The sequence below is a fragment of the Streptomyces morookaense genome (assembly GCF_013030945.1).
Taxonomy (GTDB): Bacteria; Actinomycetota; Actinomycetes; order Streptomycetales; family Streptomycetaceae; genus Streptomyces; species Streptomyces morookaensis.
On sequence record NZ_JABBXF010000095.1, the window covers coordinates 20665 to 44529 of the forward strand.

Below are 23865 nucleotides of genomic sequence, written 5' to 3' on the forward strand. Positions count from 1 at the left end.
TTCCCCCACGCGGACTCCTCGCACTGCAGTTTTCAGGGTTCCTCAGGTGTGTGTCTATGCCGCCTAGTTCACGGCGAAGCCGTCACAGGCGATGTTCGTGTACTCGCCCGGACTCTTGACGTGGAGGTAGAGCACGGTCCAGTTGCCCGGATCGTTCCCGGTCGGAATGCCGCCGCCGATCGGCTTGCCGCGGACGAACTGCTGGAAGTCGTCGGGGTAGGTGAGGTCGACCCACTGCGTCGGGTCCTTCGCGAAGAGGTCGACCGGCTTGCTGGTGTAGCCCAGGCTCAAGTTCTGCTGCAGCAGCCCGCCGATCGGCTTGCCCGTATCGGAGTCGATCTCGTGCGGGGGTTTGACGGCCACGGAGACGAAATAGGGCTTGGCGAGGGCGGGATCGGCGTACTTGAGGCGGAACGAGACCTTGACCTTGCCGTCGTGGACGTCGCCGACGGCCATCTGGAGGTACGAGGCGCGTTCCTCGGCGGGCAGATTGCAGGTGCCACCGGCGAGGCCGTTGCTGTTGGGGGTCCAGTAGTCGCGGCTGGGGTTGGTGGCCTCGATGTACCCGGGTTCCCTGCCGGTGGAGGGGACGGAGGAAGGGGCGGAGGCAGGGACGGAAGGAGCGGCGGAGGAAGGAGCGGAGGAAGCGGCGGAGGAAGGCGTACTGCCCGCCGACGCAACGCCCTTCGCCGATGCCTGTGCCTGTGCCTGTGCCTGTGCAGGCGTACCTGTACGCGTATGCGAACCGTCTGTCGCCCACAGGGCGACTCCCGTCCCGACGCCGAACGCGGCCACGGCCGCCACGGATGCGAGCCAGACCTTCTTCCGCCGGGCACGTCCGGACGACGGGGCGACGCCGGGCACGAAGGTCGGCACGTACGCGCCGGCCGCCTGCGGGGCGGAGTGCCCGCCGACCTCCGCCAGCTCCCGGTACACCGGGTCGTCCACCAGCGCCGACGTCACCCCGCACCGGGCGATGATCTGCGCGGGCGTGGGCCGCTTCCCCGGCTCGCCCGCCACGCAGTCCCGTATCAACTCGGCGAGCCGCGGCTCCACTCCGGCCACGTCGATCTCGCCGTGCACCACGCGATAGGTGACGGCCTCCATCGTCCCCGGACCGTACGGCGGCCGGCCCGTGGCGACGCACGCCATGGTCGCGCCGAGCGCGAAGACATCCGACGCGGTGCTCACCTCATCGCGCGTGATCACCTCGGGTGCGGTGTAACCGGGCGTACCGGGCGCGGAGCCCGCCTGGGTGAGCGCCGTCTGCTCCGCGCCGCGCGCGATCCCGAAATCGATCAACTTCGGCCCGACGGGCGAGAGAAGAATGTTGTGCGGCTTGAGATCCCGGTGCAGCACGCCGTACTCGTGCACCTGCGCAAGAGCCTCGGCCAGCGCGGCGAACAGCCGGAAGCACGTCTCGGCCGGCAGCGCACCGCGCTCGGCCGTGGCCTGCACGAGCGTGGGCCCGGGTACGTACTCGGTCGCGAGCCAGTACGGCGGAGCGGCGAGCGAGGCATCGATCAACTGCGCGGTGTACGCGCTCCGTACGGCCTTGACGGTCTCCACCTCACGCCGAAACCGCGCCATGGCCTCGGCCGACCCGGCGAAGTCCTCGCGGATGACCTTGATGGCCACCTGCCGACCACCCTGTGTCCGGCCGAGATACACCTGCCCCATACCGCCCGCCCCGATACGGGCGAGGACTGTGTGCGTGCCGATGCTGGTGGGGTCCTGGGGACGTAGCGCTTCCACGGCGGTGGACTCTGCCACATGTGTATCCGGCCGGACGCACCCGCATCCGGCTTGAGTACGGATACTCATGAGCACTGTCAGTGCCCTGTTCGATACTTTCTCCCAGTCAGTTGCTGAGTACACGGGGGCAGGACGACAGGTTCTGGGAGGGGTGTGGCGTCGTCATGGCGCGCTGGGACGTCGAGCCGGGGACGGTTCGCACGGTGGTGGGGAACACGGCCAAGGCGGCAGGTGAGTTGCAGGGGCCGGCGGAGTCGTATGCGAAGCATGTGCAGTCGGCGGCGACGAACGCCGGCAGTCTGGTGGGTCCGTGCGAGGCCCCGGGCGGCTTGGTGGGTCCGGCGCTGGTGGCGTGGGCGAACGGCATGACGCCGGACCTGGAGTTCATGGCGGAACGTACACAGCGGACGCTCGAGGGCGCCCTGTTGGCGGTCGGAGCGTACGAGGACGGCGACCAGGAGATGGCCGAGCGTCTGGAGCGGGCAGCGATCGAGGGGCGTGACCCGAAGGACATCCTGGGCGAGGCCGAGACTCCGGGCGGGAGGAAACGGTCGTGACGGTCATCGACCCGATACTCATCCCCCACTTCACGGGGAATGTCGACGCGTTGGAGCAGGACGTGTCGGCTTTGGCGAAGGCGGCGTCCGGCGTCCGCGGAGCCGGCGCGGACATCCACTCCACTTTCCAGGGCATCTCGCCCGCGTTCGACACCCCGGAGCGGGAGCAGTTGCTGGCGGCGACGCTGCCGGTGCGGCAGCGGGGCGAGGAGTTCGCGCGCCAGCTGGAGACGGTGAAGTCGGCGCTGGCGGAGTACGCGGCGGAGATCCGCCCCATCGTGAAGGAGCTGAAGAGCCTGGCCGACCAGGCCACGGCTTTCCAGGAGTCGATCCGGGGCGACGACCACTGGCGCAAGGACCAGAAGAAGTTCGACCGCAACAAGGAACTGATCCAGGCGGTGGCGGTGGCCCAGGCCCGCTTCCATGCCGCCGAGATGGCGTGCGCCAACAAGATCAACGCCCTGTCGTGCCGGCCTGCCTACAGGGCGGACGACGGTTCGCATCAGCCGGACATGTACGGCTACAAGCCGGGCGATGCGGCGAAGGCGAAGAGCACACCGTGGGGCGAGGTCGGCGAACGCGAGTACGCGGCCTGGGACGTGGGCCAGATGGTGCGGGGCTTCGCCGTCGACAATGTCGTGGGGATGGTCAAGGGCTTCGGCGTCCTGCTCGGCACAGAGGGCGAAGCCCAGGCGCGCCAGGCGCGGAAGAGCATGCTGATGCTCGCTGTGGGGTCCAACCCGGCATCCGCGGTGCTCGATCCCGCCAGGGTCATGCCCGACTCCTGGCTGCCCAAGGCGGTACGGGACTACAAGCACGTCATTAACGCCAACGGCAAGGCATTCGTGGCCTGGGACGAGTGGAGGACGAACCCGTCCCGCGCAGGCGGCACGTTCGCCTTCAACGGTCTGACGACCTTCGTCCCCTTCGCCAGGGCGGCCGCGGTCACGAGGGAAGCCACCACGGTCGGAAGAGTCCTGGGAGGCGTCGCCAGGGTCGGCGAGGTCATCGACCCGATGACCCACGTCACGAACGCGGGCGGCAAGGTGATCGGGGCGGCCGCGAAGGTGGCACTCCCCAAAATCGGCGACGTCGCGGCGGAGTTGAACCGCAGCCTGGGCAGACTGGAGCACCACGCACCGATACCGGCCGACCGTTCCGTCAAGCTTCCCAGCTGGGACGGCGAGACCCGATACCTCGACCACGACGGAACGATCCGCGGCGCGGAACTCGGGGTGGAGCAGCCAGGGCATCTTGCGCGGCGGGAAGCTGGCGGTGACGAGCTCACCGTTCCGCAGGATCGCCGCGTCCTTGCTCATGCCGGTGTGGGCGGCGCGAGTGAGGCCGCCCACCCGGGCGGTTCCTCCAGGGCCGACACGCCGATCCGAGGCGGTGCGAGCTCGGGCAGTATGGAATCGGTCAGCCGTAGCAGTTCATCGCACGGAGCCAGCGATTCAGTACACCCGGGCAGGGGCAGCGGGGACCACCACGCCTCGGCCGACGCACACCACCATGACTCGGGGCAAGAAAGTACTGCTGACGGCGCCCACGACGCGCACAGCGGGGGTAACGGCAGCGAACACGTATCTCATGACGGCGCCTCCGCCGAGAATGAGGGCGCGCCGGCCAACAGGCCGAGCGGCGGTGGATATGACGCCGCTGCTGAGGCCAACCGCAAGGGTGTGTGGCCCATCAAGACACATCTCGATGGGCCGGCGGGCAATGAAGAGGTGCTGAAGCGACCGAACCCCAGGCACACAGTGGGTGGGGCAGGCACCAGGGAAGTCAAGCCCGTCAACAGCGTCATTCTGCGTGGCTACACTGATGCGATAAACAGGGACATAGCCCAAATAGCAGAAGGGCGGGCAAAACTTGAAGGGGGTAACCACTACGTGATCAACGGGCGTTCCTATGGAGTTGAGCGCGGCGGAACCGTGATTCCCGTGTCAGGGCCCGGCATCGTGCAGCTGGACAGGAATGAATACGCTGCACTCCAGCAGATAGTCAAGGCCAAGGGCAACCTCGATGCGGCCCCACAGTTGACGAAAAATCCGCGCTTCGTCAACAACCCGGAAGCCGTGCAGAAGGCGCTGGACATCTATCATGGGACGTACGAATGACGTACAACTTTTTCACTGTCGACCCTCTGGATGAGTCCACGCTTTACCAAGCGCTGGCTTCCTGCCTTGAAGTGGACGTCGACTCCGTTGACGTAGCCGATGCAGATGGCGACCAGGATTCCCGGAACTGGGACGCCCTGGTCCTCTGCGACCACTCGGAAGTCCATGGGAAGGTTTCACGGTACCTGGACATCTATGTTCAGGATTCCGTAGCCCATCAGCCCAGCGAGGCCGACCTGGCCCTGCGGTTCGCTACTGCAACGCAGTCAGTGATTCTCTACCCGGCTGAGGAGAACATCCCCAGTGCGTACTGGTTGGTGACCCCGAGCGGGTTGGTGACTCGCACTCGCCTTATGGCTGCTGACGACGATCGGTCGGTTTACACGATCGATGCCGTCGAGTCGGCGGTACCACAGCTTCCCGACGTGGACGTTGAGCAGTTGCCTGAAATTGTTCGCGCGCACTCTCTCCCTACGCCGATTGCAGACGCCTTTTCCGAGGCAGTTGCCGCTCGAAGGGGACGAGTCGGAGAGCCTCCGAGTCCTTCCCTCGCGGATGAGCCAGGTGCCGCTTTCTACCGTGCCCGCATCTCCCTGGAGGAGTGGGAGCGGATGGTCCACCGAATGAGCTCCGGTTGGCAGCCGACCGGCCGCTACCCTGGCGAGCTTTACAGGGAAGCGCTGGAGGCTCGCGACCGTGTCTCGGATGTCATCAACGAACTGCCCCAGCCGGTTGGCGCTCAGCTGCTTACGGGAGTCAACCAACTTGACGACGAGTTCCAGCGCTTCACTCAAGACGACAACGGGCAGACTATGGGGCAGTCTTTCGGCCTCTCTGGGGACGATGTGGCCGGCCGCGCTTGGTGGTGGAAGCGGAAGCCCGTCAACCTCCCCTGGTAAACGTTGACGTTACGCAGGGAAGGCACTCGACATCCGTAATGGGCAACTGCTTCGACGGTGGTGATCACTGTCTCTCCATGTCCAACGGCGGCACCGTCGTCTTCGTCGACGTCCTGACGCTCGCCGTCTCCGAACTCGCCGACGAGCCCTGGCACTACCCGGTTCGCCTCGCTCATTGCGCTGCAGGACCAGAACCTCATGGGCCGCGGCAACGTCGGATTCGACCTTGAGGACATCGACTGGGGGCCGTCACCGCAAGAGCAGCGAGATGCCAAGAGGTTCGTGCTCCGCGTCATCGACCTCGCCCTCGCCCGGCACCGTTGGGACGAGCTTGGTTATGAACCGCCCTACGCTGCCCAGTACCTGGAGGCGTTCCGGGCCATGGTCGAGGCGTACGACCCCGCCACGCCGGCCTGCGGGCTCGGCGGCCCCTTCCCCGCAGTGGAAGAGGCCGCCCTCGCCTCCTGCGTCAGGCACCGTGTCCTCACCGGGCTGCCGTTCTGGGACGGCTGCACCTTCTGCCATGCGGAATGAATTCCTCCGGTGGCGGAATCCATGAATTCCCCGGCGTAGAAGTCGTGGTTTCCGACACCGCAGTGCAACTGCCCCGCAGGAGACCGAAGTTGTGGTGCGGATGCGATTTGGCGTGGGATTGGTTGCGTGAGCGAATACCAGCAGCACTACCAACAGCCCCCGCCGAACCCCTACATGCATGCTGCACCCCCGCCGCCGTACTACCCGCCGCCCGGGTATTACACGACGCCGGGTCCGCCCTTGCATGCGCTTGCCAATCCGGGGATGCGGCTGGTGGCGCGTCTGCTGGACCTCGTCCTCGTGACGATGGGCGTGGTGGGTGGTGCTCTCGCTGCGGCCACCCTTCTCGGTGTCGGCGGTGGGGATACGCACGGAGTCGAGGGCATGGTGGGCTGCGTGGGGGCCTTGCTTGCCGTGCTGTGCTACGAACCTCTGCTGATCCACCGCTACGGCGCCACCCTCGGCAAACGCATATGCCGCCTGCGGGTCGCACGAATTGGGGACGGCGGGAATCCGGCCCTGGGTGCCGCCATGGTGCGCTGGGTCATCTACGCCGCCTGTAATGGCGTTCTCTTCGTCGGAACGATCAATGCCCTGTCCTGCCTCTGGGACAAGCCCTATCGGCAGTGCTGGCACGACAAGGCCGCCGACAGTGTCGTCGTCAGGCGTGACGCGTGAATCAGTGCAGCGTACCTGCGCTGATTGCGGTGACGAAGCGCTTCCACGCTGCGGGCGGGACGAGGAGGGTCGTCCCGTGCAGGGCGGTCTTGCTGTCCCTTATGGGGACGGGGGCGGCGGGTATTCGATCCATACGGTTCTCATGAAGAAAATTCCTTCAACCGGTGCGGACGCAGTCCGGCGTCTGGAGAAGGCCTGGTACGGAGCACCCTGCGTACTGGCGGATCGACCTCGCCTGGGCCTCGATTTCGCGTAGGCGCTCGCACTTGTCCGGATGCGACGCCCGCAACGCCAGCCCGTACAGTCCGTACAGCAGCTTGAAGACGCCGACCGCGTCCAGCTTCTCCGCTCGAGACCGACTTCCGGAGCGTACGCGTGGATCACAATCCCTCGGGCAAACCCGTCAGTTGATCCCACGTACGAGGCACCCCGCCCTGAACCGCCCGAGCCTCGGGAGTCGAAACCTGAGCGTTCTTTCCAAGGAATGGTGGGTCGCTGGACCCACCCGCCCTCCCAACTCCCGCCTATACACGTACGGATGACATTTCGCTAGCGCGGCACCCCGGCCCTCCGCGGCCGTGTAGCGTGCCCAGCAACAAGCAACCCCCGCCCGGTGCTGGAACACCGGAACGGGGGTCTGACCACCGTGATCGGATAGGACGATCCAATGGCTGCCGCCCAGCTTAGCCCTGCCCCGCGCATGGCCCGACCCGGATTCGGGAAGCGCTCCGTACCCGACGCCCAAGGCCCGTGCAGCAGACGCATGTTCGCCCGCCTCCCGCCCCGCGAGGCCTTCATCGCCACGCACATCGACCGGCTCCCCGACGGCGCCGCCGTCGACATCAAGACCCTCTCCAAAGAGATCCCCGAGTACGGGCAGCAAGCCATGGCCTCCGCCCTCAAGGCGATCTCCGCAGTCGGGCACCTGCGCCGTGTCCGCGAACGCCTCGGCGGCGACCGCACCCAGTGGGTGCAGCGCACCTACTTCTCCCGCACCCCGCGCAGCGACGCCTGGTGGCGGCAGTTCCTCTCCGGCAGCGATTCCCCCGCAGAGGCGGCACCCGAGCCACCGCGCCCCGTTCACCCGCCCGGGCGCACCCCCGCCTACAGCGCCCTCGCCGCGCTTGGCCGCACCGACCCCCGCATGACCCTCTCCGCCAACGAATGCATCGCACTTGAGCCCCTCGCCGCCGAGTGGTTGGCCCGCGGCGTGACCGCACCGCACCTCGTCCAAGCCCTCACCAGCGGGCTCCCCGGCCGACGACCACGTCCGCGCCCACCCCCGAACCATGCTTCCAGCAGCCCAATTCACGAATCCTCGACCGTAAGTTCGTGAATCGCGCTGCCGGAACGGCCCGCTCCGTGAGTTATCCACAGGGGTTCACGGGCGGCGTTCAAATCGGCTGTGCTGGGCACATGAAGGTGAAGGAAAAGCACCGTCCACTGCACCGCCTTGCCGCTTCGCAAGGCGGCATCCTGCTGACCTCCCAAGCCGTCGCCTGCGGGCTGCTCCGCAGCGGAGCCGCCGACATCCTGCGGCGTGCCGGCTGGGTCCAGTTGCTGTTCGGCGTGTGGGCGCAGCCCGGACGGAACGTGGACTTGCGATTGCGGTTACTCGCCGTGCAGCTAAAGCAGCCGCACTGGATTGCGAGTCACAGTGCAGCCGCCGCACTTCACCGCATCGACATGGTGCGGCCCAACAGCATCGAGCTCACCGTTCCCCGGCGCGGTCCCCGGACGCGGGTTCGCGGGGTCACCCTGCATCCGGCGCCTCTGGCCGACGACGAGGTCACCGTCGTCGCAGGAGTGCGGGCCACCACGGTCCTTCGCACCACATGCGACCTGATGTGCACCCTTCCCCTCCACGAAGCCGTCATCGCCGCCGACGACGTCCTCGCCCGGAGACTCCTGCGCCGGGAGCACATTGCCGACGCACTCGCGCCCCCGCGCCCCCGCCGCGTCGGGGTCCGCGCTGCGCGGCGGGCGTTGGCACTTACCGATCACGCCTCCGGGTCCCCTGCCGAGACCAAGGCGCGGCTGGAGATGCACGAGGCGGGGCTGTTCCCCGAGTCGCAGGCGGAGGTGATCACGCCCAACGGGCGGGTGCGGCGGCTGGACTTCCTGTTCCGGGCCGAAGGGCTCGGCATCGAGATCGAAGGGCACGCCTGGCACGGGAGCCGGAGCGCGCATCAGAACGATGCCATCCGGTTCAACGAGCTCGCCGGATGCCCGGAAATCAGGGAGATGCTGCGGTTCACGTATGACGACGTCTTCCGGCGGCCACAGCGCTTCATCCGCACCATCCAGGAGGCACTCCAGCGGCTTCGCCGCCAGGGTCCGTTACCCCGGCGGGAGTGAGTGTGGTGGCTTGTGGTGCTTGCGAGGCTTCTGCTTTGGGGCAGTTGAGGTGGGCGGGGTGGCCGAGGACATCGGGTCGGGCAGGGCAGGCGGGGCCACCGAACCCGTTCCTCCTCCGGTCCCGCCTCCCGTTCCGCTCTTGTCCCCGCTGCTGAAGAGCGACGAGCCGATCAACGCCGCCACGACGAAGGCCACGATGCCGGCGATCACCCCGATCAGCGTCTTGCGCCGCTTCGGCGGCCGGGCCGACCGGGCCGACCGGGGCGGTTGGGGCGGTCGGGGTGATTGGGGCGGCCCGGACGGCGGGGTCGGCCGCACGGAAGCCGGGGCATACGCGGGCATCGGCGCCGGCACCGGCGGAGCCATCGGCTGCTCCGGCGGCAACGGCCTTACCGGCGGCGCCGCCCTCTGCCGTCCCCCCGACCACTCCCGCCCCGCGAACCACTCCGCCGTCTCCTGTGCCGACGGGCGCTCCTCCGGCGCCTTCGCCAGCATCCGCAGCACGAACTGCTCCAGCGCGGGCGGGATCCCGGGGTTGTGCCGGCTCGGCGGCACGGGGGCGTCGTCCACATGCATGTACAGCAGCGCCGTGGGGTTCTCCGACCAGAACGGCGGGCGGCCGGTCAGCAGCTGGTACAGCACGCAGCCCAGCGCGTAGACGTCCGACTCCGGGCCCGCCAGCCGGCCCAGTGCCCGCTCGGGGGCGAGGTATGTGCTCGTACCGACGATCTGGCCCGCGCGGGTCAGCCCGGCCGAGGTCGCGTCGACGAAGCGGGCGATGCCGAAGTCGCCGATCTTGACGGTGTCGTTCGGGGCCAGCATCAGGTTGGCCGGCTTGATGTCGCGGTGGACCACACCCTGGCCGTGGGCCGCCGCCAGACCGCCCGCCGCCTGGGCCGCGATGCGAGCGACGCGCTCCGGGGCGAGGGGGCCGCGCGCCGCGACCTCCCGGTCCAGGCTCACGCCGTCCACCAGTTCCATGACCAGGTAGAAACGGCCGTCCCACTCGCCGAAGTCGTAGACCGCGACGACCTGGGGGTGGTTCAGCCGCGCCGCGGTCTGCGCCTCCAACCGGAACCGGGCCGCCGACGACTCGTCGCCTCCCTCGGGCAACAGCAGCTTCACAGCCACCTGACGCCCCAGCACTTCGTCCGTGCCGCGCCAGACTTCGCCCATTCCGCCGCGACCGAGCAGCTCCCCCAACCGGTACCGACCGGCAACCTGCACCCGTACCACCTTGAACTCGAAGAACTCGAACGACCCCGCGATGCGCTGAGGCAGCAGGGTACCGACCGAACACCCTCTCGCCCGAACCCCGCCCTCCGGGGGAAATTGCTCCGCGTTCATACCCGTGATACACAGAGTCACCGCAGGTCAGTGCAGTGGCAGCGGGCCACATAAGGGTTCAGGCAAAAATTGCCGCCAAATCGACATGCAGTGGCGGGGTTTCGGCGAAGATAGGTCCCGACCTTTGCCCTGAGGCAGGGCGGGCACAACTACCCATAAGGGGCGGTGAGTTACAAATGTTTTTGGCGGCCGGTAAGGGCGACATCAACACCATTATTGGCGGAATCGCCCCCAACTGGGGGCCTTTCGGCACCCTGGGCAACGAGGCGCGCGTGATGATCGAGGTCATCATGGCCGTGGCCATCCTGCTCTGCCTGGCGATCGCCATCTGGGGCGCGGCGAAACAGCGCATCGGCGCCACGGCCCTGCGCGACACCTTCAGCGCCGAGCAGGGCAAGGGACTGATCGTCGCCGGCCTGACCGGTGTGTTCATCATCGGTTCGCTGGGCACCTTGTTCACCATCGTCTATGGCATGGCGGTCTGACGTCCGCCTGCGTTTTCGACGCGCCTCGCCCCCATCCCCCCGCGCATCCGCCCGCGCAGGCCCTCCCGTCCCTGATTCCCCCCGCCACCGAGGCTGCCTCCTGATGCCCCCTCACACCCCCACGTGCTCCCCCCGGAAACCGTTCGCCCCGCTACCGTCTTACGGGGGCGGCAAGCCAGCCACGACGTACGAGGGAGCAGGCGAGCGATGAGTCTCGGCGACGACGGTTACGGCGACGACCGCCACATGACCCGTACGCGGCTCCCCGAGGGCGAGTTCGCCCCGCATGCGCAGCCGCGCCGCGGGCTGCCCTCGCGGCGGAACCTGATGACGGTGGTCGGGGTGGTGGTGCTGCTCATCGCGGCCATCGCCTTCGCGAACCGGGGCGGGGGCAACAGCGGTTCGGGGAACGGAGGTTCCGGTTCCGGCGCCGACAAGGGGGCGAGCAGCCGGGCGACGGCGCCCACGGGCACCAAACCGGTGGAGGGGAAGGGGGCTTCCGGGCTTCCTTCGGGGTTCGCCCATTCGGAGCAGGGTGCCGCTTCCGCTGCCGCGAACTTTGCGGTGTCCCTGGTGTCGGCCGACATCCTCAAGCCGCAGCGGCGGCATCAGATCGTCGAGCAGATCTTCACGGGGGACAAAGCCCCCGAGTTGCAGACCAAACTCGATGCCGCGTACTCCAAAGACTTCCTGGCCAAGCTGGGCCTGAACGAGAACGGCGACGCCGCCAAGGGCATGACATACGTGTCCCGCACCGTCCCCGTCGGCACCAAGGCGACGGAGTACAGCGACTCGTCCGCTTCCGTCGACGTCTGGTGCACCGGCGTGTTCGGCACAGCCGGAACCGGCTCCACCACCCCGGTGGCCAACGACTGGTTCACCATGACGATCAAGCTGCGCTGGGTGGACAACGACTGGAAGGCCGAAGCCTTCTCCCAGAAGGACGGCCCCGCACCGGTGAACAGCGACCGCACCGCATCCACGGCAGATGAGATCGCAAAGGCAGTCGAGCAATACGGAGGCTTCACTTATGCCCGGTAGGCCCCACCGTACTCTCAGGCTCACTGCCGTCCTGGCTAGCGTGCAGACAGCTGTCGTCCTTCTGGCAGCTCGCGCCGTAGCCGCACCGACGCCCACTCCGACGTCTCCCTCGAGTCCGCTCCCCACGCCGGCGGGATCGCCGACAGTGACGCCGACACCGGGCGCCAGCCCTTCGCCGAAGGACAACTGCGACCTCATCGTCGGCCCCGCCAAGGACTACTGCCAAGGCGGCAACGGAAGCCACGGCTCCGGGCTTTCCCCCAACGACCCCCAATCCACCCTCGACCCCCTCTCCTCCCTCGCCAAAGGCTGTGCCGACGCCGCCGCGTGGATCGTCAAGAAGCTGTCCCAGGCCGTCCACGCCACCGGCAACGTGGACTTCACCAACGGCTCCTTCCTCCGGCAGTACGCCGTCGTCTTCGCCGCCTCCACCGTCCTGACGCTCGTCCTGTGGCTGCTGGCCGTGGCCAAGCGGGCCGTGCGCGGGGTGCCGTTCTCGGAGGCGGTGACCGAGGCCGTCGGGTTCCTCTGGCTCACCGTGCTGGCCTCGGCGTTCACGCCGCTCATCCTCTACACGGTCGTCAACGCCACCGACGCCGTCACGGACGTGATCGCCACGGGATCCTCGTCCGACAACGACACGTTCTTCGGCGGGTTCGCCGACGCCCTGCAGAAGGGCAACAACATCGGCGGCGGCCCGATCATGCTGATCGTCGTGTCGCTCGTCTCCGTGCTCGCCGCAGGCGTCCTGTGGCTGGAGCTGGTGATCCGGGCCGCGCTGCTCTACGTCGGCGCACTGCTGGGAACCGCCGTGTACGCGGGGCTCGTCGACAAGAACATGTGGGGGCATGTCCGCCGCTGGGCGGGCATCATGATCGCGGTGATCCTCGTCAAGCCGATCATCGTGATCGTGCTGGGCCTGGCCGGGGCGCTGTCGTCCGGCAAGGGACCCAACTCCTTCTCCGCGGTGGTGTCCGGCCTCGCGATCATCGTGCTGGCCATCTTCGCCAGCGCGATGATCTACCGCTTCGTGCCGGGCTTCGGCGACGAGATCGTCAGCAGCCGCAACGCCAGCAAGGACGCGGCGTCCCGGCAGGCCGCCGCCGTGATCTCCTCGCCCGCCGCGCTCGTCAAGCAGGGCATCACCACCCACAGCGCCCGCGGCGGCGGAGGCGGCAACGGCGCCGCCCCGCAGCAGTCGCGCCCCGCCAACCCCGTCTCGGGCGGCGTGTCCACGCACGGTGCACGCCCTGGCGCCGCCCCCGGCGGCAACGGCAACGCCCCCTCCGCAGTCCCCGCGCCCCGCGGGGCGCAGAACAACAGCAATCGCAATACCGGCAATACCGGCAAGTCTTCCGGAGGTGAGCGGAGTTGACGGTCCCGGCGCAGTCCCAGCCGATCGCGGCCCGCCGTACGTATCTGATCGGCCGCGCCCGCCCCAACGCGGTGGTCGGCAAGAACCGGGAGACCGGCGAGATCGCACTGATCATCGCGGGGGCGTTCCTCGGCATGATGTGCGGGCTGCTGGTACCGATCCTCCCGCTGCGGATCGTCACGCTCAGCGGCTTCCCCGCGCTCGCCCTCGCCGCCGTCTACGTGCCGTACAAGGGCCGTACGTTCTACAAGTGGTTCGAGATCAACCGCTCGTTCAAACGCACCGTGCGCCGCGGCGCGACGTACCGTTCCGCCGCCGCCGAGGCGGGTACGCGGCTGGACGGGCGGGAGGTCGAGGTCGGGCCGCCGCCGGGCATCGGGCGGATCAACTGGCTGGCCGCGCCCTTCGGGCCGGACGAGATCGCCGTCCTGCTGCACGCGGACCGGCGCACCGTGACGGCCGCCATCGAGATCGAGGGCCCGGGCGTGGGCCTGCGGGACTCGGAGGACCAGGAGGCGCTCGTCGAGCGCTTCGGCACGCTGCTCAAGCACGTGGCCAACGGCGACGGTTACGTCACCCGCATCCAGATGCTGGCCCGTACGCTCCCCGCCGATCCGGACGCGCACGCCAAGGATCTCGAGCGGCGGGGCGACGAGACGGCGCCGGCCTGGCTGAAGGATTCGTACGACCAGTTGCAGTCGATGGTGTCGACGTCGTCCGAGCAGCACCGCGCGTACCTGGTCGCGTGCATGCACTACAGCCGGGAGCTCGCCGCCGAGGCCCAGGCCATCGCCCGCGCCTCCCAGCACGAGGGCGGCAGGCGCAGGCTGGACCGCGACGGTGCGCTCGCCGTCGTCATGGCACGCGAACTGACGGACATCTGCGCCCGGCTCGCCGAGGCCGACATCCGGGTCCGGCAGCCGCTCGGCCAGAGCCGGCTGGCCTCGCTCGTGCACTCGATGTACGACCCGGACCACCCGATCGACCACATCCAGGCGATGACCCGGCGCAACGCCTGGCCGGCCGAGCTGGACGCGATGGAGCCCACGTACCTGCAGGCGAAGACGCGTGAGTCGGCCACCCGTGCGCCCTGGTGCCACTCGACCGCCTGGGTGAAGGAGTGGCCGATGACGCCGGTGGGCGTCAACTTCCTGGCCCCGTTGCTCGTTCACACGCCGGATGTCATCCGCACGGTCGCCGTGTGCATGGACCTGGAACCGACCGAGGTGGCCATCGAGCGGATGCTGACCGAGAAGACGAACGACGACGCCGACGCCTCGCGCGCCGCCAAGATGAACCGCGTCGTCGACCCCCGCGACGTCGCCCACCACTCGCGCGTCGACCAGCGCGGCGAGGACCTCGCCAGCGGAGCGGCCGGCGTCAACCTCGTCGGGTACATCACCGTCTCGTCCCGGTCGCCGGAGGCGCTCGCGCGCGACAAGCGGACCATAAGAGCCTCGGCGGGCAAGAGCTACCTCAAGCTCGAGTGGTGCGACCGCGAGCACCACCGCGCCTTCGTCAACACGCTGCCGTTCGCGACCGGCATCCGACGATAGAGGGATGTGAGGGGTTTCCCGTGCTCGATCCGCTCGCCGCCGTCACCGACGCCTTCACCAGCCTGCTCTTCGGCAAGGTGGAGACCACCCGGCTGCCGGTGCGGACATCCACCGGCCAGGCACAGGCCGTCTACCTCCCCACCGCGGCCCCCGGCCTCGGCGACTCGGGAGTGATCATCGGGCGCGAGGTGTACTCCGGCAAGGGTTATATCTACGACCCGTTCCAGCTCTACGGGCAGCAACTGCCCGCCCCCCACTGGCTCGTCCTGGGCGAGTCCGGCAACGGCAAGTCGGCTCTGGAGAAGACGTACGTCCTGCGCCAGCTGCGGTTCCGCGACCGGCAGGTCGTCGTCCTGGACGCACAGGGCGAGGACGGCGTCGGCGAGTGGAACCTCATCGCCCAGCAGCTGGGCATCACCCCCATCCGGCTGGACCCGATGTCCGCCCGCGAGGGCGGCACCGTGCTCAACCCGCTCGACCCGGCCATCACCACGACCGGGCAGCTGGCCCTGCTGCGCACGATCATCGAGGTCGCGACGGGGCGCGGGCTCGACGAGCGGGCGGGGTTCGCGCTGAAGGTCGCGCACGCGGCCGTGCTCGATCAGTACGGCGCCGCCTCCGCCGAGGGGGACGGGAACGGCACCGGCCGGCAGCCGGTGCTCACGGACATCGTGGAGCAACTCCGGCACCCCGAGGCCGAGTCGGCGGAGTCGATGAATGTCGACATAGACGACGTCCGCGCCTGGGGTCTGGACGTGGCCCTGGTGCTGGACCGCCTGATCGACGGCGACCTGCGCGGCATGTTCGACGGCCCGACGACCGTGGGCATCGACCTCGACGCACCGCTGATCGTCTTCGACCTCTCCCGCATCGACCGCAACTCCATCGCCATGCCGATCCTGATGGCGATCGTCGGCGTCTGGCTGGAGCACACCTGGATCCGGCCGGACCGCAGGAAGCGCATCTTCCTGGTCGAAGAGGCCTGGCACATCATCAACTCCCCCTTCGTGGCCCAGCTGTTCCAGCGGCTGCTCAAGTTCGGGCGGCGGCTGGGCCTGTCGTTCGTGGCGGTCGTGCACCACCTGTCGGACGTCGTCGACGGCGCGGCCGCGAAGGAGGCGGCGGCCATCCTCAAGATGGCGTCCACCCGCACCATCTACGCGCAGAAAGCGGACGAGGCTCGGGCCACCGGCCGGGTGCTTGGCCTGCCGCGCTGGGCGGTGGAGATCATTCCGACCCTGACGCCGGGCATCGCCGTGTGGGACGTCAACGGCAACGTGCAGGTCGTCAAGCACCTCGTCACCGACGCCGAACGCCCGCTGGTCTACACCGACCGCGCCATGACCGAGGAGGGCACGGCCCGCGAACTCGCCGCCGAGGCCGAGGCCGCGGAACGGGCGCACGCGGCGATAGGCACCCCGTACGCCGACGAGCCGTACGGATCACCTGATCCTTCCGAATCATCCGCATCATCCACATCTTCCGAATCGACGGTGGCGTGAGATGGCGCCGGGGGGCGGCGAGCCGGGAACGTCCCGGCCGGAACGGGGAATTCCCGACGGGGTGCTGGTCAGCGTCATCGCCTTCCTGCTGGGGCTGACGCTCCTGGTCTGGACGGCGACGGGCCTGGCTGCCCTGATCGTGCACGGCAGCTGGCCGCACGGGGTGACCGTCCTGCACACCCCGCAGGCGATGCGCCACCTGATGACCCAGCCCCGCGACCTGCCCGCCGCCTGGCCGGAGACCACGCGGGACGAACTGTCGGGGTACGGGCTCTTCTGGGGCATCCTCGTCGGCGAACTGCTCGTGGCCGTCGTGCTGATGGTGTTCGTCATCGGCACCCTGGCCCGGTGGCGCGCGGTCCGGGGGCGGGCGCGGAAGGCGGAATCCTTGACGGGCGAAACGGTGCCTGTCCAGGCAACGGCCGTTGCGGCGGAGGCCGTTACAGCGGAGGCCGTTGCAGCTCCTGTGACTGCAGAAGCGGCGCCCACGACACCGCAGCCCGTCCCTGCCCCTGCCCCCGCCCCCGTGCCGGCACCGGCCACGGAGGCGGCCGCACCCGTGCGGCTCGTCTACGCCACGGGCACCGCACGCCGCCCGGCCGCCGCCCGCGCGGTCCTCGAAGCCGCCGGGCCCGCCCTCGTCACCACCAGCGACCCCCAACTCTGGGCCGACACCCGGGGATCGCGCGCCAAGCTGGGCCCGGTGCACGTCTTCGACCCCAGCCACCTCCTCGACACTCCCGACCGGCTGCGATGGAGCCCCACCGCGGGCTGCGAGTCCCGCGCCACCGCCGGCGCCCGCGCGGCCGCGCTCCTCGCACCCGTACGCCCCCCGAGCGCACTCGACTCGGCCACCGCCGACACCGCCGAGACGCTGCTGCGCTGTTGGCTGCACGCGGCCGCCGTGGACGGCCGCCCCTTTCGTCAACTGCACCGCTGGGCACAGGGTTCGGCGGCACACGAACCCGTACGCATCCTGCGCACCAACCCCAAGGCGATGGGCGGTACGGCGGGCGAGCTGGAATCCGCCCTCACAGCCCACCCCGAACGGCGCGACATGGCACAGGAGTTGACGGCCCGCGCGCTGGGGGCGCTCGACTCCATCCACATTCGCGACGCGTGCAACCCCAATCGGGCGGATTCGCTGGCACTGGAATCATTCATCGCCGAAGGGGGAACGCTCTACGTGGTGGGTGAGGCGATTGAGGATCCCCGCACCCGCCCGGGTGCGATGCCGTTGCTGACCGCACTCGCCGCAAGCGTGGTCGAGCGCGGCCGGGGCATGGCCGAACGGTCATCTTCCGGTCGGCTCGACCCACCACTCACCCTGGTGCTGGACGATGTGGCAGCCGTGGCACCACTGCCTTCTCTCCCGGAACTCCTGGAACAGGGCGATGAGTTGGGCCTGCCCGTGCTGGCCCTGATGCGCTCGCAGGAGCAGGGCCGGGCCCGCTGGCCACGAGCCGCCGCTTTCGCCGCACGGACGTAGCCGGGGACGATATCGGCTCGCCACGGCCTACGCAGCCCACTCATCCGGCGTGCGGTCGGGCGACTGCGACCGGATCTCGGCTATGAGCAGCTGCAGCAGGTCGGTGGAGTTGCCGGGGGGCAGCGCGTCCAGGGCGGCCTGGGCGTAGGCGAGACCGCCGGCCACATCTCCGGCCCGGGCCAGCACGAGGCCCCGGTGCAGCTCCATATGCGTGGCGAACCGCAGAAGCTGCGGCGGGAGTTCACGCTGCGTCTCGTCGTAGGCGTGGTCGGCCCGTTTCTCGTCCCCCAGCCGGGTCGACAGAAGGGACAGGAAACCGTTCACGCGCCAGGCAGGTATGTCGAAGTCGCTCACCTTTCCCGATATGGAGAAGGGCCGCGGACTCCCGGATGCCTCGGCGGCCTCGAAGGTCCTGCGCGCGTCGTCGGCTAGCCGCAGCGCCTCCGTCCGCTCCCCGTGGATGGCGGCCGAACAGGCCTTGCTGAGATTGGCGGCCACGAGCCCCGGCGACGGCTGCCCGCCGAGGGCCAGAGCCTGGTCGGCGAACATGTCGGCGAGGCCGAGGGAGGTACCCCAGTACCCCAGGGACAGCACGGCCCGGCCGCGCACCCAGACGCGGATCGCCCGGTCCCCCGACCGGTCCGCCGCCTCCGCGGCCGACCGGTACCAGGAAGCCGCCCTGGCCTCCTCCGCCTGGGAGAAGGTCGTCGCATACATGGTCATCAGCAGGGCGGCCACGGCCCACATCCGGGGCTCGTCGAGCTGCTGCTGGACGACGACCAGGTCGTCGGCGAGCCGGCGCTGCATCTCGGCCGCGCCCAGGACCAGATAGTCGACGCCGTGCCGGGTCAGCCGGGCCTCCCACTCCTCCAGCGGGGGCCCGCCCCGCAGCCGCACGGCGAACCCCCTGCTCAGCAGGTCGTCGGCCACCGCGGGGGCGACCTTGGCCACGAGGCCGTCCGGCACCCCGGACGGGCCCCGCCCGGGTCCCGTCCCTTCGAGCACGCTCAGCGGAACGCCCAGAGCCACGGCCAGGTGACGCAGGTAGAAGGGCCCGGGCCGGACCTTGCCGCGCTCCCACCCGCTGACGTACTCGCGCGTGAGGTTCGCCCCGGAGCTGCGGTTGAGCTCCGTGGCCAGCCTGCCCTGGCTCCACCCCTGCGCCTTGCGCAGGTCTCTGATGAGATCGCCGATCATCACGGATCACATCTTGCCCCTAGAAATGCCACTACCGAACGCCGGGCCTGCAGGAGAGGGTGGCAATCGAGTCACGGGGGAGCCGACGGGTCCGGATGCGCAACGGGGGAACGCATCCGGGCCCGTCGTTTCACCGGTCCCCGAAGCCCGCCTTGATGATCTTTCCGACGATCACGTTCCCCTCCTCGCCCTTGGCATCCGTCGCGTTCACGGAGTACACAGGGGTCCGCGAGAGGTCTCGCGTGGCGCCTATCCCGTCCTGATAGCCGTAGCGGGCGCCGGTCTTGCCGTAGACGACCTTGTCCCCGATCGTCATCCGGGTCAGGCCGCTCGTGTACGCGGCCTTGCCGCCGCCGTACATCGGAACGTCCGGAACCGTGAACATCAGCTCCAGCTCCGGCTGCGGCACGACCCGGCCCTTGAAGAGGGCGGTCATGAACCGCTCAAGGTCGGCCGTCGTGGTGATGAGGTCACCGGAGGCCCAGGTGCAGGACTGGTCCCACGCGGTGACGTCCTCCAGGTGCGTGGTGCCGTCCTTGTCCTTCACCACCTGGTAGCCGTGCGTGTGCGGGCCGCGGATCCCGGTCGCGTTCCCCGGGCTGTAGGTGTCCTTCAGCTGGAGCGGCTTGAGCACCCGGTCGCGCAGCTCCTGCTCGTAACTGCGCCCGGTGGCCTTCTCGATCAGCAGGCCCAGCACGTTGTACCCGATGTTGCTGTAGTGCTGCTGGGTGCCCGGCTGGAACTCCATGCCCTGGGTGAAGCCGGCCTGGACGAGCTTGCGGTGGTCCCACGTGGTGAACCGCCCGCCGGTGTCACCGCCGGGCAGCCCGCTCGTGTAGTTGAGCAACTGCTCGACCCGCACCTCGGGATAGCCGGCCGGCAGCAGGCCCGGCAGGTACTGCTGCACGGTCCCCTTCAGGTCCAACTTGTGCTCGTGCACCAGTTGGAGCACCACCGCCGCCGTGAACACCTTCGTGACGCTCCCCGCGCGGAAGCGCTCGTTCCCGTGCACCGCCCGGTGCATGCGGATGTCGGACTGCCCGGAGACGCCCGTCCAGTGCCCGTCCGCACCGCCCACCCGCACCTGGGCCGCGGTCGCGTCCGCGCTCGGCAGCCCCGCGATGGCCCGGCGCAGAGCGGCATCATCCGGCTGGGCGGCAGCGGCAGGACCGGCCACGCCCATGCTCACGGCAGCAGCGGCAATCGCGGCCACAAGGGCAATCTTCTTACGGCGCATGGTGGTTCCCCCGAGGAAATCGTCGGCAACTGCTGTCGGATTCCATCCTCGGGAAACCGCCGCCTCCGCGAATCGCCGACGCGACGGGTCTTGTCACCCGCGCAACTCCCCCGCGCGGGGGACCCGGTCACCCGGGCCGCTCACTCTCCCGGGGCGATGAGCCCGGTCTCGTACGCGCAGATGACCGCCTGGATCCGGTCCCGCAGGCCCAGCTTCGACAGCACGTTGCTCACGTGGGTCTTCACCGTGTGCTCGCTGACCACGAGTTCGTTCGCGATCTCCGCGTTGGACTTCCCGCGGCCCAGGAGGACCAGCGTCTCCCGCTCGCGCGCGGTGAGCCTGCCCAGGCGGACGGACGCCCCCGACTCCCGCCGCGCAGGCCCCCTGCTGGTGAAGTCGGCGACCAGCCGGCGGGCCACGGACGGCGCCAGCAGCGAATCCCCCGCGGCCACCACCCGCACCGCGTGCACCAGGTCGTCCCGGCGCACGTCCTTGAGCAGGAAGCCGCTGGCCCCGGCGTGCAGGGCCTCGTAGACGTAGTCGTCCTGGTCGAACGTGGTGAGCATGACGGCCTTGCACCCCGACTCCGCGCACACCGTGCGGGCCGCCGCGATGCCGTCCATGCGGGGCATCCTGATGTCGAGCAGCACGACGTCGGGCGTGTGTCTGCGGACCGCCTCGACGGCCTCCACACCGTCCGCCGCCTCCGCGACCACCTCGATGTCGGGCTGTACTTCGAGCATCATCGCGAAGCCGCTGCGCACCAGTTCCTGGTCGTCGGCCACCACCACACGGATCGTCACCCTCCCACCTCCGCAGGCGAGGAGATCACGACGGGCATCTCGACGGCAACGCGGAACCCTCGCCCCTCGGGGCCGGGTCCGAACTCCGCGGTGCCGCCGTGGGCCACGGCCCGTTCCCGGATGCCGATGAGCCCACGACTGCTGCCGGTGCCCGCCAGCGCGGCGGGCGCGCCCGTCCCGTCGTTCTCCACGGTGACGACGAGCCGCCGCCCCTCCGCAGTCTCTGCCGCCTCCCAGACGAGCCGGACGGATACGTCACGGGCGTCGTCGGCGTGCTTGAGAACGTTGGTGAGCGCCTCCTGGACGACGCGGTAGACGGTCACCTGGGCGTCGGACGCCAGGGGTTGGGCCGTGCCCTCGACGTCGAGGCGCACCGCCAGCCCGGTGCGCCGCACTTCGCGGACCAGGTCCTCCAGCCCGTCCAGCGTGGGCTGGGGGCTGCGGGATGCGGCGCCGGGAGGCCGAACGGTGCCAGGGGGATCCTGGAGGACCCCCAGCATCCGCCGCAGCTGCACCATGGCCTCGCGGCCGGCCCCCGCTATGGCGTCGAACGCCGCCTCGGCACGCGCCGGATCGGACCGCACGACCAGCGGGCCGGCCTCCGCCTGCACCATCATCAGGCTCACGGCGTGCGAGAGCACGTCATGCATCTCCCGCGCGATGCGCGCCCGTTCCCGCTCCGCCGCGCGCTCGGCCTCCACCACCCGCGCCCGCTCCAGCTCGGCGGCGCGCGCCTCCACCGCCTCGGTGTACGCCTGCCGGGTACGGGTCAGCACGCCCAGGGCGTACACCATGCCGAAGAGGAAGAAGGCGAAGAGGTATTCACGCGCCGAGTCGGCCCGCACGGCCGCGGCGACGGCGGTGACCGGCAGAGCGAGCGCCAATGTCGCCCGCCGCTGCCACACCCCGCCCCGGGCTGCAACCGTGAACACCCCCACGAGATGGGGGTACGGCAACGGCTGCCCCGGCCCGTGCATCGTCAGATACCCGAACCCCACGGCGGTGGCCGCCAGCAGCGAGCCCAGGGGCGCCCGCGTACGCCAGAGCAGGGGCAGCACCTGGAGCGTCGTCACGGCGTACGTGGCCCAGGTCGCGGGCGGCACGTCCGCCGCGCGCGGCACGACGAACGGGATGGTCATCGCCGCCTGGACGACGACGGCCACCAGCGCATCAACGGCCCATGGACTGCGAAGCCGTATCTGCCTCATGGAGAGCTGTTTTACGGAGAACCGCTTTACGGAGAGCATCGAACGGCCGGGCGCGGGCGGACGATCGCCAGCTCGAATTCCTTCTGCGAAGGGTCTTCGGACAGAGGCACGGTGAGGCCGGTCGGCTCGAAGCCCATCTTCCGGTAGAACGCGCGGGCGCGGTCGTTCTGTTCGTGCACGAAAAGGCGTACGCGCTCCACGCGCGGCTCGGTGAGCGCCCAGGACCACTCGAGAGCCGCCTCGAACAGGGCACGGGAGACCCCGGTGGCACGGTGCTCGGGACAGACATAGACACCGACGATGTGGGCCTGCGGCACAGGGGCGGAACCACCGAAGAGCCCCTCGGCACCGGGAAGTTCGACCAAGACGGTCACACTGCCCACCCATGCGCCGTCGGGCCCCTCGGCGATGAACCCGATGCTGTCCTTCCCGGCGGCGTTGCCCGCTGTGCGCTCCTGCCAGTGACTGTCGGGGCGGGCCACCGCCTGGTCATAGGTGTCGAGAAACGCAATGGGGGCGGCCGGGTCCTGGAGCGCCTCCAGCCTCAACTCCCTGGCCTGCCGCCACTCGTCGGCCCGAACAGATCTGATGGTGTGGTCCATCGCAAAATCGTCGCTCCCGGGTGAAGCCACGGGCAACGTGTTTTCCCTCTCGGGACACAGGGCATACGGGTGCCCGTGAACACCGAGAGCCCGACGCGGCCGACCATTGTGGTGGTCATGGGGGATGCAGAGCTGGCCACCGCCGTCCTCGACGCCGAACTCCGGTCCCGCCTCGCGGAGGTGGCAGAACTGGGGCCCGATGCGCTGCATCAAACATTGGAGTCGCGGCCGGGCCGGGAGTCCGCCCTGGGGCCGGCCGACCTCCTGATCACGGGATGGGGCTGCCCCGCCCTGACGAAGGAACTCCTCGCCGCCGCACCTCGACTGAAAGCCGTCGTCCACGCGGCGGGTTCGGTGAAGTCACTGGTGACGGAGGCCGTATGGGAACGGGGACTGACGGTCTCCTCCGCAGCCGACGCCAATGCCGGCCCTGTCGCCGACTACACCATGGCCGCCATCGTGCTGGCAGGAAAGAAAGCCCTGAGCACGGCAGCGGCGTACGGGACCGGATGGCCCGCATTCCGCGACCGCCAGGGCCTGGATGGGAGACGCATCGGAGTCGTGGGCGCATCCCGCATCGGCCGACGGGTCATGGCCCGGCTCAACACCTTTGAAGCCGGCTGCCAGATCCTGCTGTACGACCCCTACGTCTCCGCGACGGAGGCCGCACGGCTGGGCGTGGAACTCGTCGATCTCAACACGCTGTGCCGGGCGAGCACGATCGTCACGCTGCACGCCCCCGAACGCCCCGAAACCCGGTGGCTGTTGGACGCCGAACGGCTCGCGCTCATTCCCGACGGCGGCACGGTCATCAATACGGCACGGGGTTCGCTGATCGACACGGAGGCGTTGACCCGCGAGTGTGCTTCGGGGCGCCTGGACGCCATTCTCGACGTGACCGATCCGGAACCGCTGGAACGCGGGCACCCGTTGACCACGCTGCCGAACGTCCTGCTCACCCCGCACATCGCCGGCGCCCAGGGCAGCGAGGTGCGGCGACTCGGGGCGTTCGCGGTGGAAGAGGTCGAGAGATGGGTCCGCGGAATGCCGCTGCTGGGGAGGGTGCGGAGAGACGACCTGGAAAGGCTGGCGTGAGGGTAAACGCAAGAAAGCCCTGACAGG

23 protein-coding genes are annotated in these 23865 nt (G+C 69.4%); 14 read left to right on the top strand and 9 right to left on the bottom strand.

The annotated features are described in order from the left end of the window. Positions 1-63: 63 nt before the first annotated feature. Positions 64-1773, bottom strand: coding sequence for a serine/threonine-protein kinase (locus HG542_RS29950; protein WP_229922555.1), 1710 nt, complete (start codon positions 1771-1773; stop codon positions 64-66). 146 nt (positions 1774-1919) lie between these two features. On the opposite strand from HG542_RS29950, the gene HG542_RS29955 reads away from it, so the two are divergent. The 5 genes from HG542_RS29955 (at position 1920) to HG542_RS29975 (ending at position 6543) form a co-directional block, all read left to right on the top strand. Then, the gene (locus HG542_RS29955) at positions 1920-2312 is read left to right on the top strand and encodes a DUF6507 family protein (protein WP_171086929.1); all 393 of its coding nucleotides are present in this window, start codon (positions 1920-1922) and stop codon (positions 2310-2312) included. After that, positions 2309-4432 carry a hypothetical protein gene (locus tag HG542_RS29960; RefSeq protein ID WP_171086930.1) on the top strand — a complete coding sequence of 708 codons (2124 nt, stop codon included), beginning with the start codon at positions 2309-2311 and terminating at the stop codon, positions 4430-4432. The genes HG542_RS29955 and HG542_RS29960 overlap by 4 nt, the downstream gene beginning before the upstream one ends. Then, positions 4429-5331 carry a hypothetical protein gene (locus tag HG542_RS34440; protein WP_176607132.1) on the top strand — a complete coding sequence of 301 codons (903 nt, stop codon included), beginning with the start codon at positions 4429-4431 and terminating at the stop codon, positions 5329-5331. The genes HG542_RS29960 and HG542_RS34440 overlap by 4 nt, the downstream gene beginning before the upstream one ends. A gap of 198 nt (positions 5332-5529) precedes the next feature. Beyond that, on the top strand, positions 5530-5865 hold the full coding sequence (locus HG542_RS29970; protein WP_229922556.1) for a hypothetical protein: 336 nt from the start codon (positions 5530-5532) through the stop codon (positions 5863-5865). A 126-nt stretch (positions 5866-5991) separates the two neighbouring features. Continuing rightward, positions 5992-6543, top strand: coding sequence for an RDD family protein (locus HG542_RS29975; protein ID WP_171086932.1), 552 nt, complete (start codon positions 5992-5994; stop codon positions 6541-6543). A 1-nt stretch (position 6544) separates the two neighbouring features. On the opposite strand, the gene HG542_RS29980 is transcribed toward HG542_RS29975, so the two are convergent. Both HG542_RS29980 and HG542_RS35525 read right to left on the bottom strand, forming a co-directional pair. Continuing rightward, on the bottom strand, positions 6545-6676 hold the full coding sequence (locus HG542_RS29980; RefSeq protein ID WP_171086934.1) for a DUF397 domain-containing protein: 132 nt from the start codon (positions 6674-6676) through the stop codon (positions 6545-6547). A 24-nt stretch (positions 6677-6700) separates the two neighbouring features. Further along, positions 6701-6832, bottom strand: coding sequence for a Scr1 family TA system antitoxin-like transcriptional regulator (locus tag HG542_RS35525; protein ID WP_229922557.1), 132 nt, complete (start codon positions 6830-6832; stop codon positions 6701-6703). 474 nt (positions 6833-7306) lie between these two features. Here HG542_RS35525 and HG542_RS29985 point away from each other — a divergent pair, with 474 nt between their 5' ends. Further along, positions 7307-7879, top strand: a complete 573-nt coding sequence (locus HG542_RS29985; RefSeq protein ID WP_171086936.1) for a hypothetical protein — start codon at positions 7307-7309, stop codon at positions 7877-7879. Positions 7880-7959: 80 nt separating this feature from the next. Then, complete coding sequence (locus HG542_RS29990) at positions 7960-8901, top strand: putative endonuclease domain-containing protein (protein ID WP_171086938.1); 942 nt, start codon at positions 7960-7962, stop codon at positions 8899-8901. Here HG542_RS29990 and HG542_RS29995 read toward each other — a convergent pair. After that, positions 8884-10128, bottom strand: a complete 1245-nt coding sequence (locus tag HG542_RS29995; protein ID WP_171086939.1) for a serine/threonine-protein kinase — start codon at positions 10126-10128, stop codon at positions 8884-8886. The two genes, HG542_RS29990 and HG542_RS29995, sit on opposite strands and share 18 nt — an antisense overlap. A 296-nt stretch (positions 10129-10424) precedes the next feature. Here HG542_RS29995 and HG542_RS30000 point away from each other — a divergent pair, with 296 nt between their 5' ends. The 6 genes from HG542_RS30000 to HG542_RS30025 all read left to right on the top strand — a co-directional run bounded on the left by HG542_RS30000 (position 10425) and on the right by HG542_RS30025 (position 17696). Then, a complete protein-coding gene (locus HG542_RS30000; protein ID WP_171086940.1) occupies positions 10425-10733 on the top strand; it encodes a DUF8827 family protein in 309 nt (102 codons plus the stop codon). A 207-nt stretch (positions 10734-10940) separates the two neighbouring features. Further along, entirely contained in the window at positions 10941-11774 is an 834-nt protein-coding gene (locus HG542_RS30005; RefSeq protein ID WP_171086941.1) for a DUF8175 domain-containg protein, read from the top strand. Further along, positions 11764-13149: a hypothetical protein gene (locus tag HG542_RS30010; protein WP_171086942.1), complete on the top strand. Its 1386-nt coding sequence runs from the start codon at positions 11764-11766 to the stop codon at positions 13147-13149. Before HG542_RS30005 ends, HG542_RS30010 begins: the two co-directional genes overlap by 11 nt. Beyond that, entirely contained in the window at positions 13146-14705 is a 1560-nt protein-coding gene (locus tag HG542_RS30015; protein WP_171086943.1) for an SCO6880 family protein, read from the top strand. Before HG542_RS30010 ends, HG542_RS30015 begins: the two co-directional genes overlap by 4 nt. Positions 14706-14725: 20 nt before the next feature. Further along, entirely contained in the window at positions 14726-16207 is a 1482-nt protein-coding gene (locus HG542_RS30020) for an ATP-binding protein (protein ID WP_171086944.1), read from the top strand. A gap of 1 nt (position 16208) precedes the next feature. Continuing rightward, positions 16209-17696: a DEAD/DEAH box helicase family protein gene (locus HG542_RS30025; RefSeq protein WP_171086946.1), complete on the top strand. Its 1488-nt coding sequence runs from the start codon at positions 16209-16211 to the stop codon at positions 17694-17696. Between the two features lie 27 nt (positions 17697-17723). Here the strand turns inward: HG542_RS30025 and HG542_RS30030 are convergent, their stop codons facing one another. From HG542_RS30030 to HG542_RS30050, 5 genes are all read right to left on the bottom strand, one after another. Then, positions 17724-18893: a helix-turn-helix domain-containing protein gene (locus tag HG542_RS30030; protein ID WP_176607139.1), complete on the bottom strand. Its 1170-nt coding sequence runs from the start codon at positions 18891-18893 to the stop codon at positions 17724-17726. Between the two features lie 130 nt (positions 18894-19023). Continuing rightward, entirely contained in the window at positions 19024-20130 is a 1107-nt protein-coding gene (locus HG542_RS30035; RefSeq protein ID WP_171086950.1) for a serine hydrolase domain-containing protein, read from the bottom strand. Positions 20131-20270: 140 nt separating this feature from the next. After that, a complete protein-coding gene (locus tag HG542_RS30040; RefSeq protein WP_171086951.1) occupies positions 20271-20933 on the bottom strand; it encodes a response regulator transcription factor in 663 nt (220 codons plus the stop codon). Further along, positions 20930-22141: a sensor histidine kinase gene (locus HG542_RS30045; protein ID WP_171086953.1), complete on the bottom strand. Its 1212-nt coding sequence runs from the start codon at positions 22139-22141 to the stop codon at positions 20930-20932. Before HG542_RS30045 ends, HG542_RS30040 begins: the two co-directional genes overlap by 4 nt. Before the next feature lie 26 nt (positions 22142-22167). Beyond that, complete coding sequence (locus HG542_RS30050; protein ID WP_171086954.1) at positions 22168-22743, bottom strand: GNAT family N-acetyltransferase; 576 nt, start codon at positions 22741-22743, stop codon at positions 22168-22170. Positions 22744-22860: 117 nt separating this feature from the next. Here HG542_RS30050 and HG542_RS30055 point away from each other — a divergent pair, with 117 nt between their 5' ends. Further along, positions 22861-23838, top strand: coding sequence for a hydroxyacid dehydrogenase (locus HG542_RS30055; RefSeq protein WP_171086957.1), 978 nt, complete (start codon positions 22861-22863; stop codon positions 23836-23838). Positions 23839-23865: the final 27 nt, after the last annotated feature.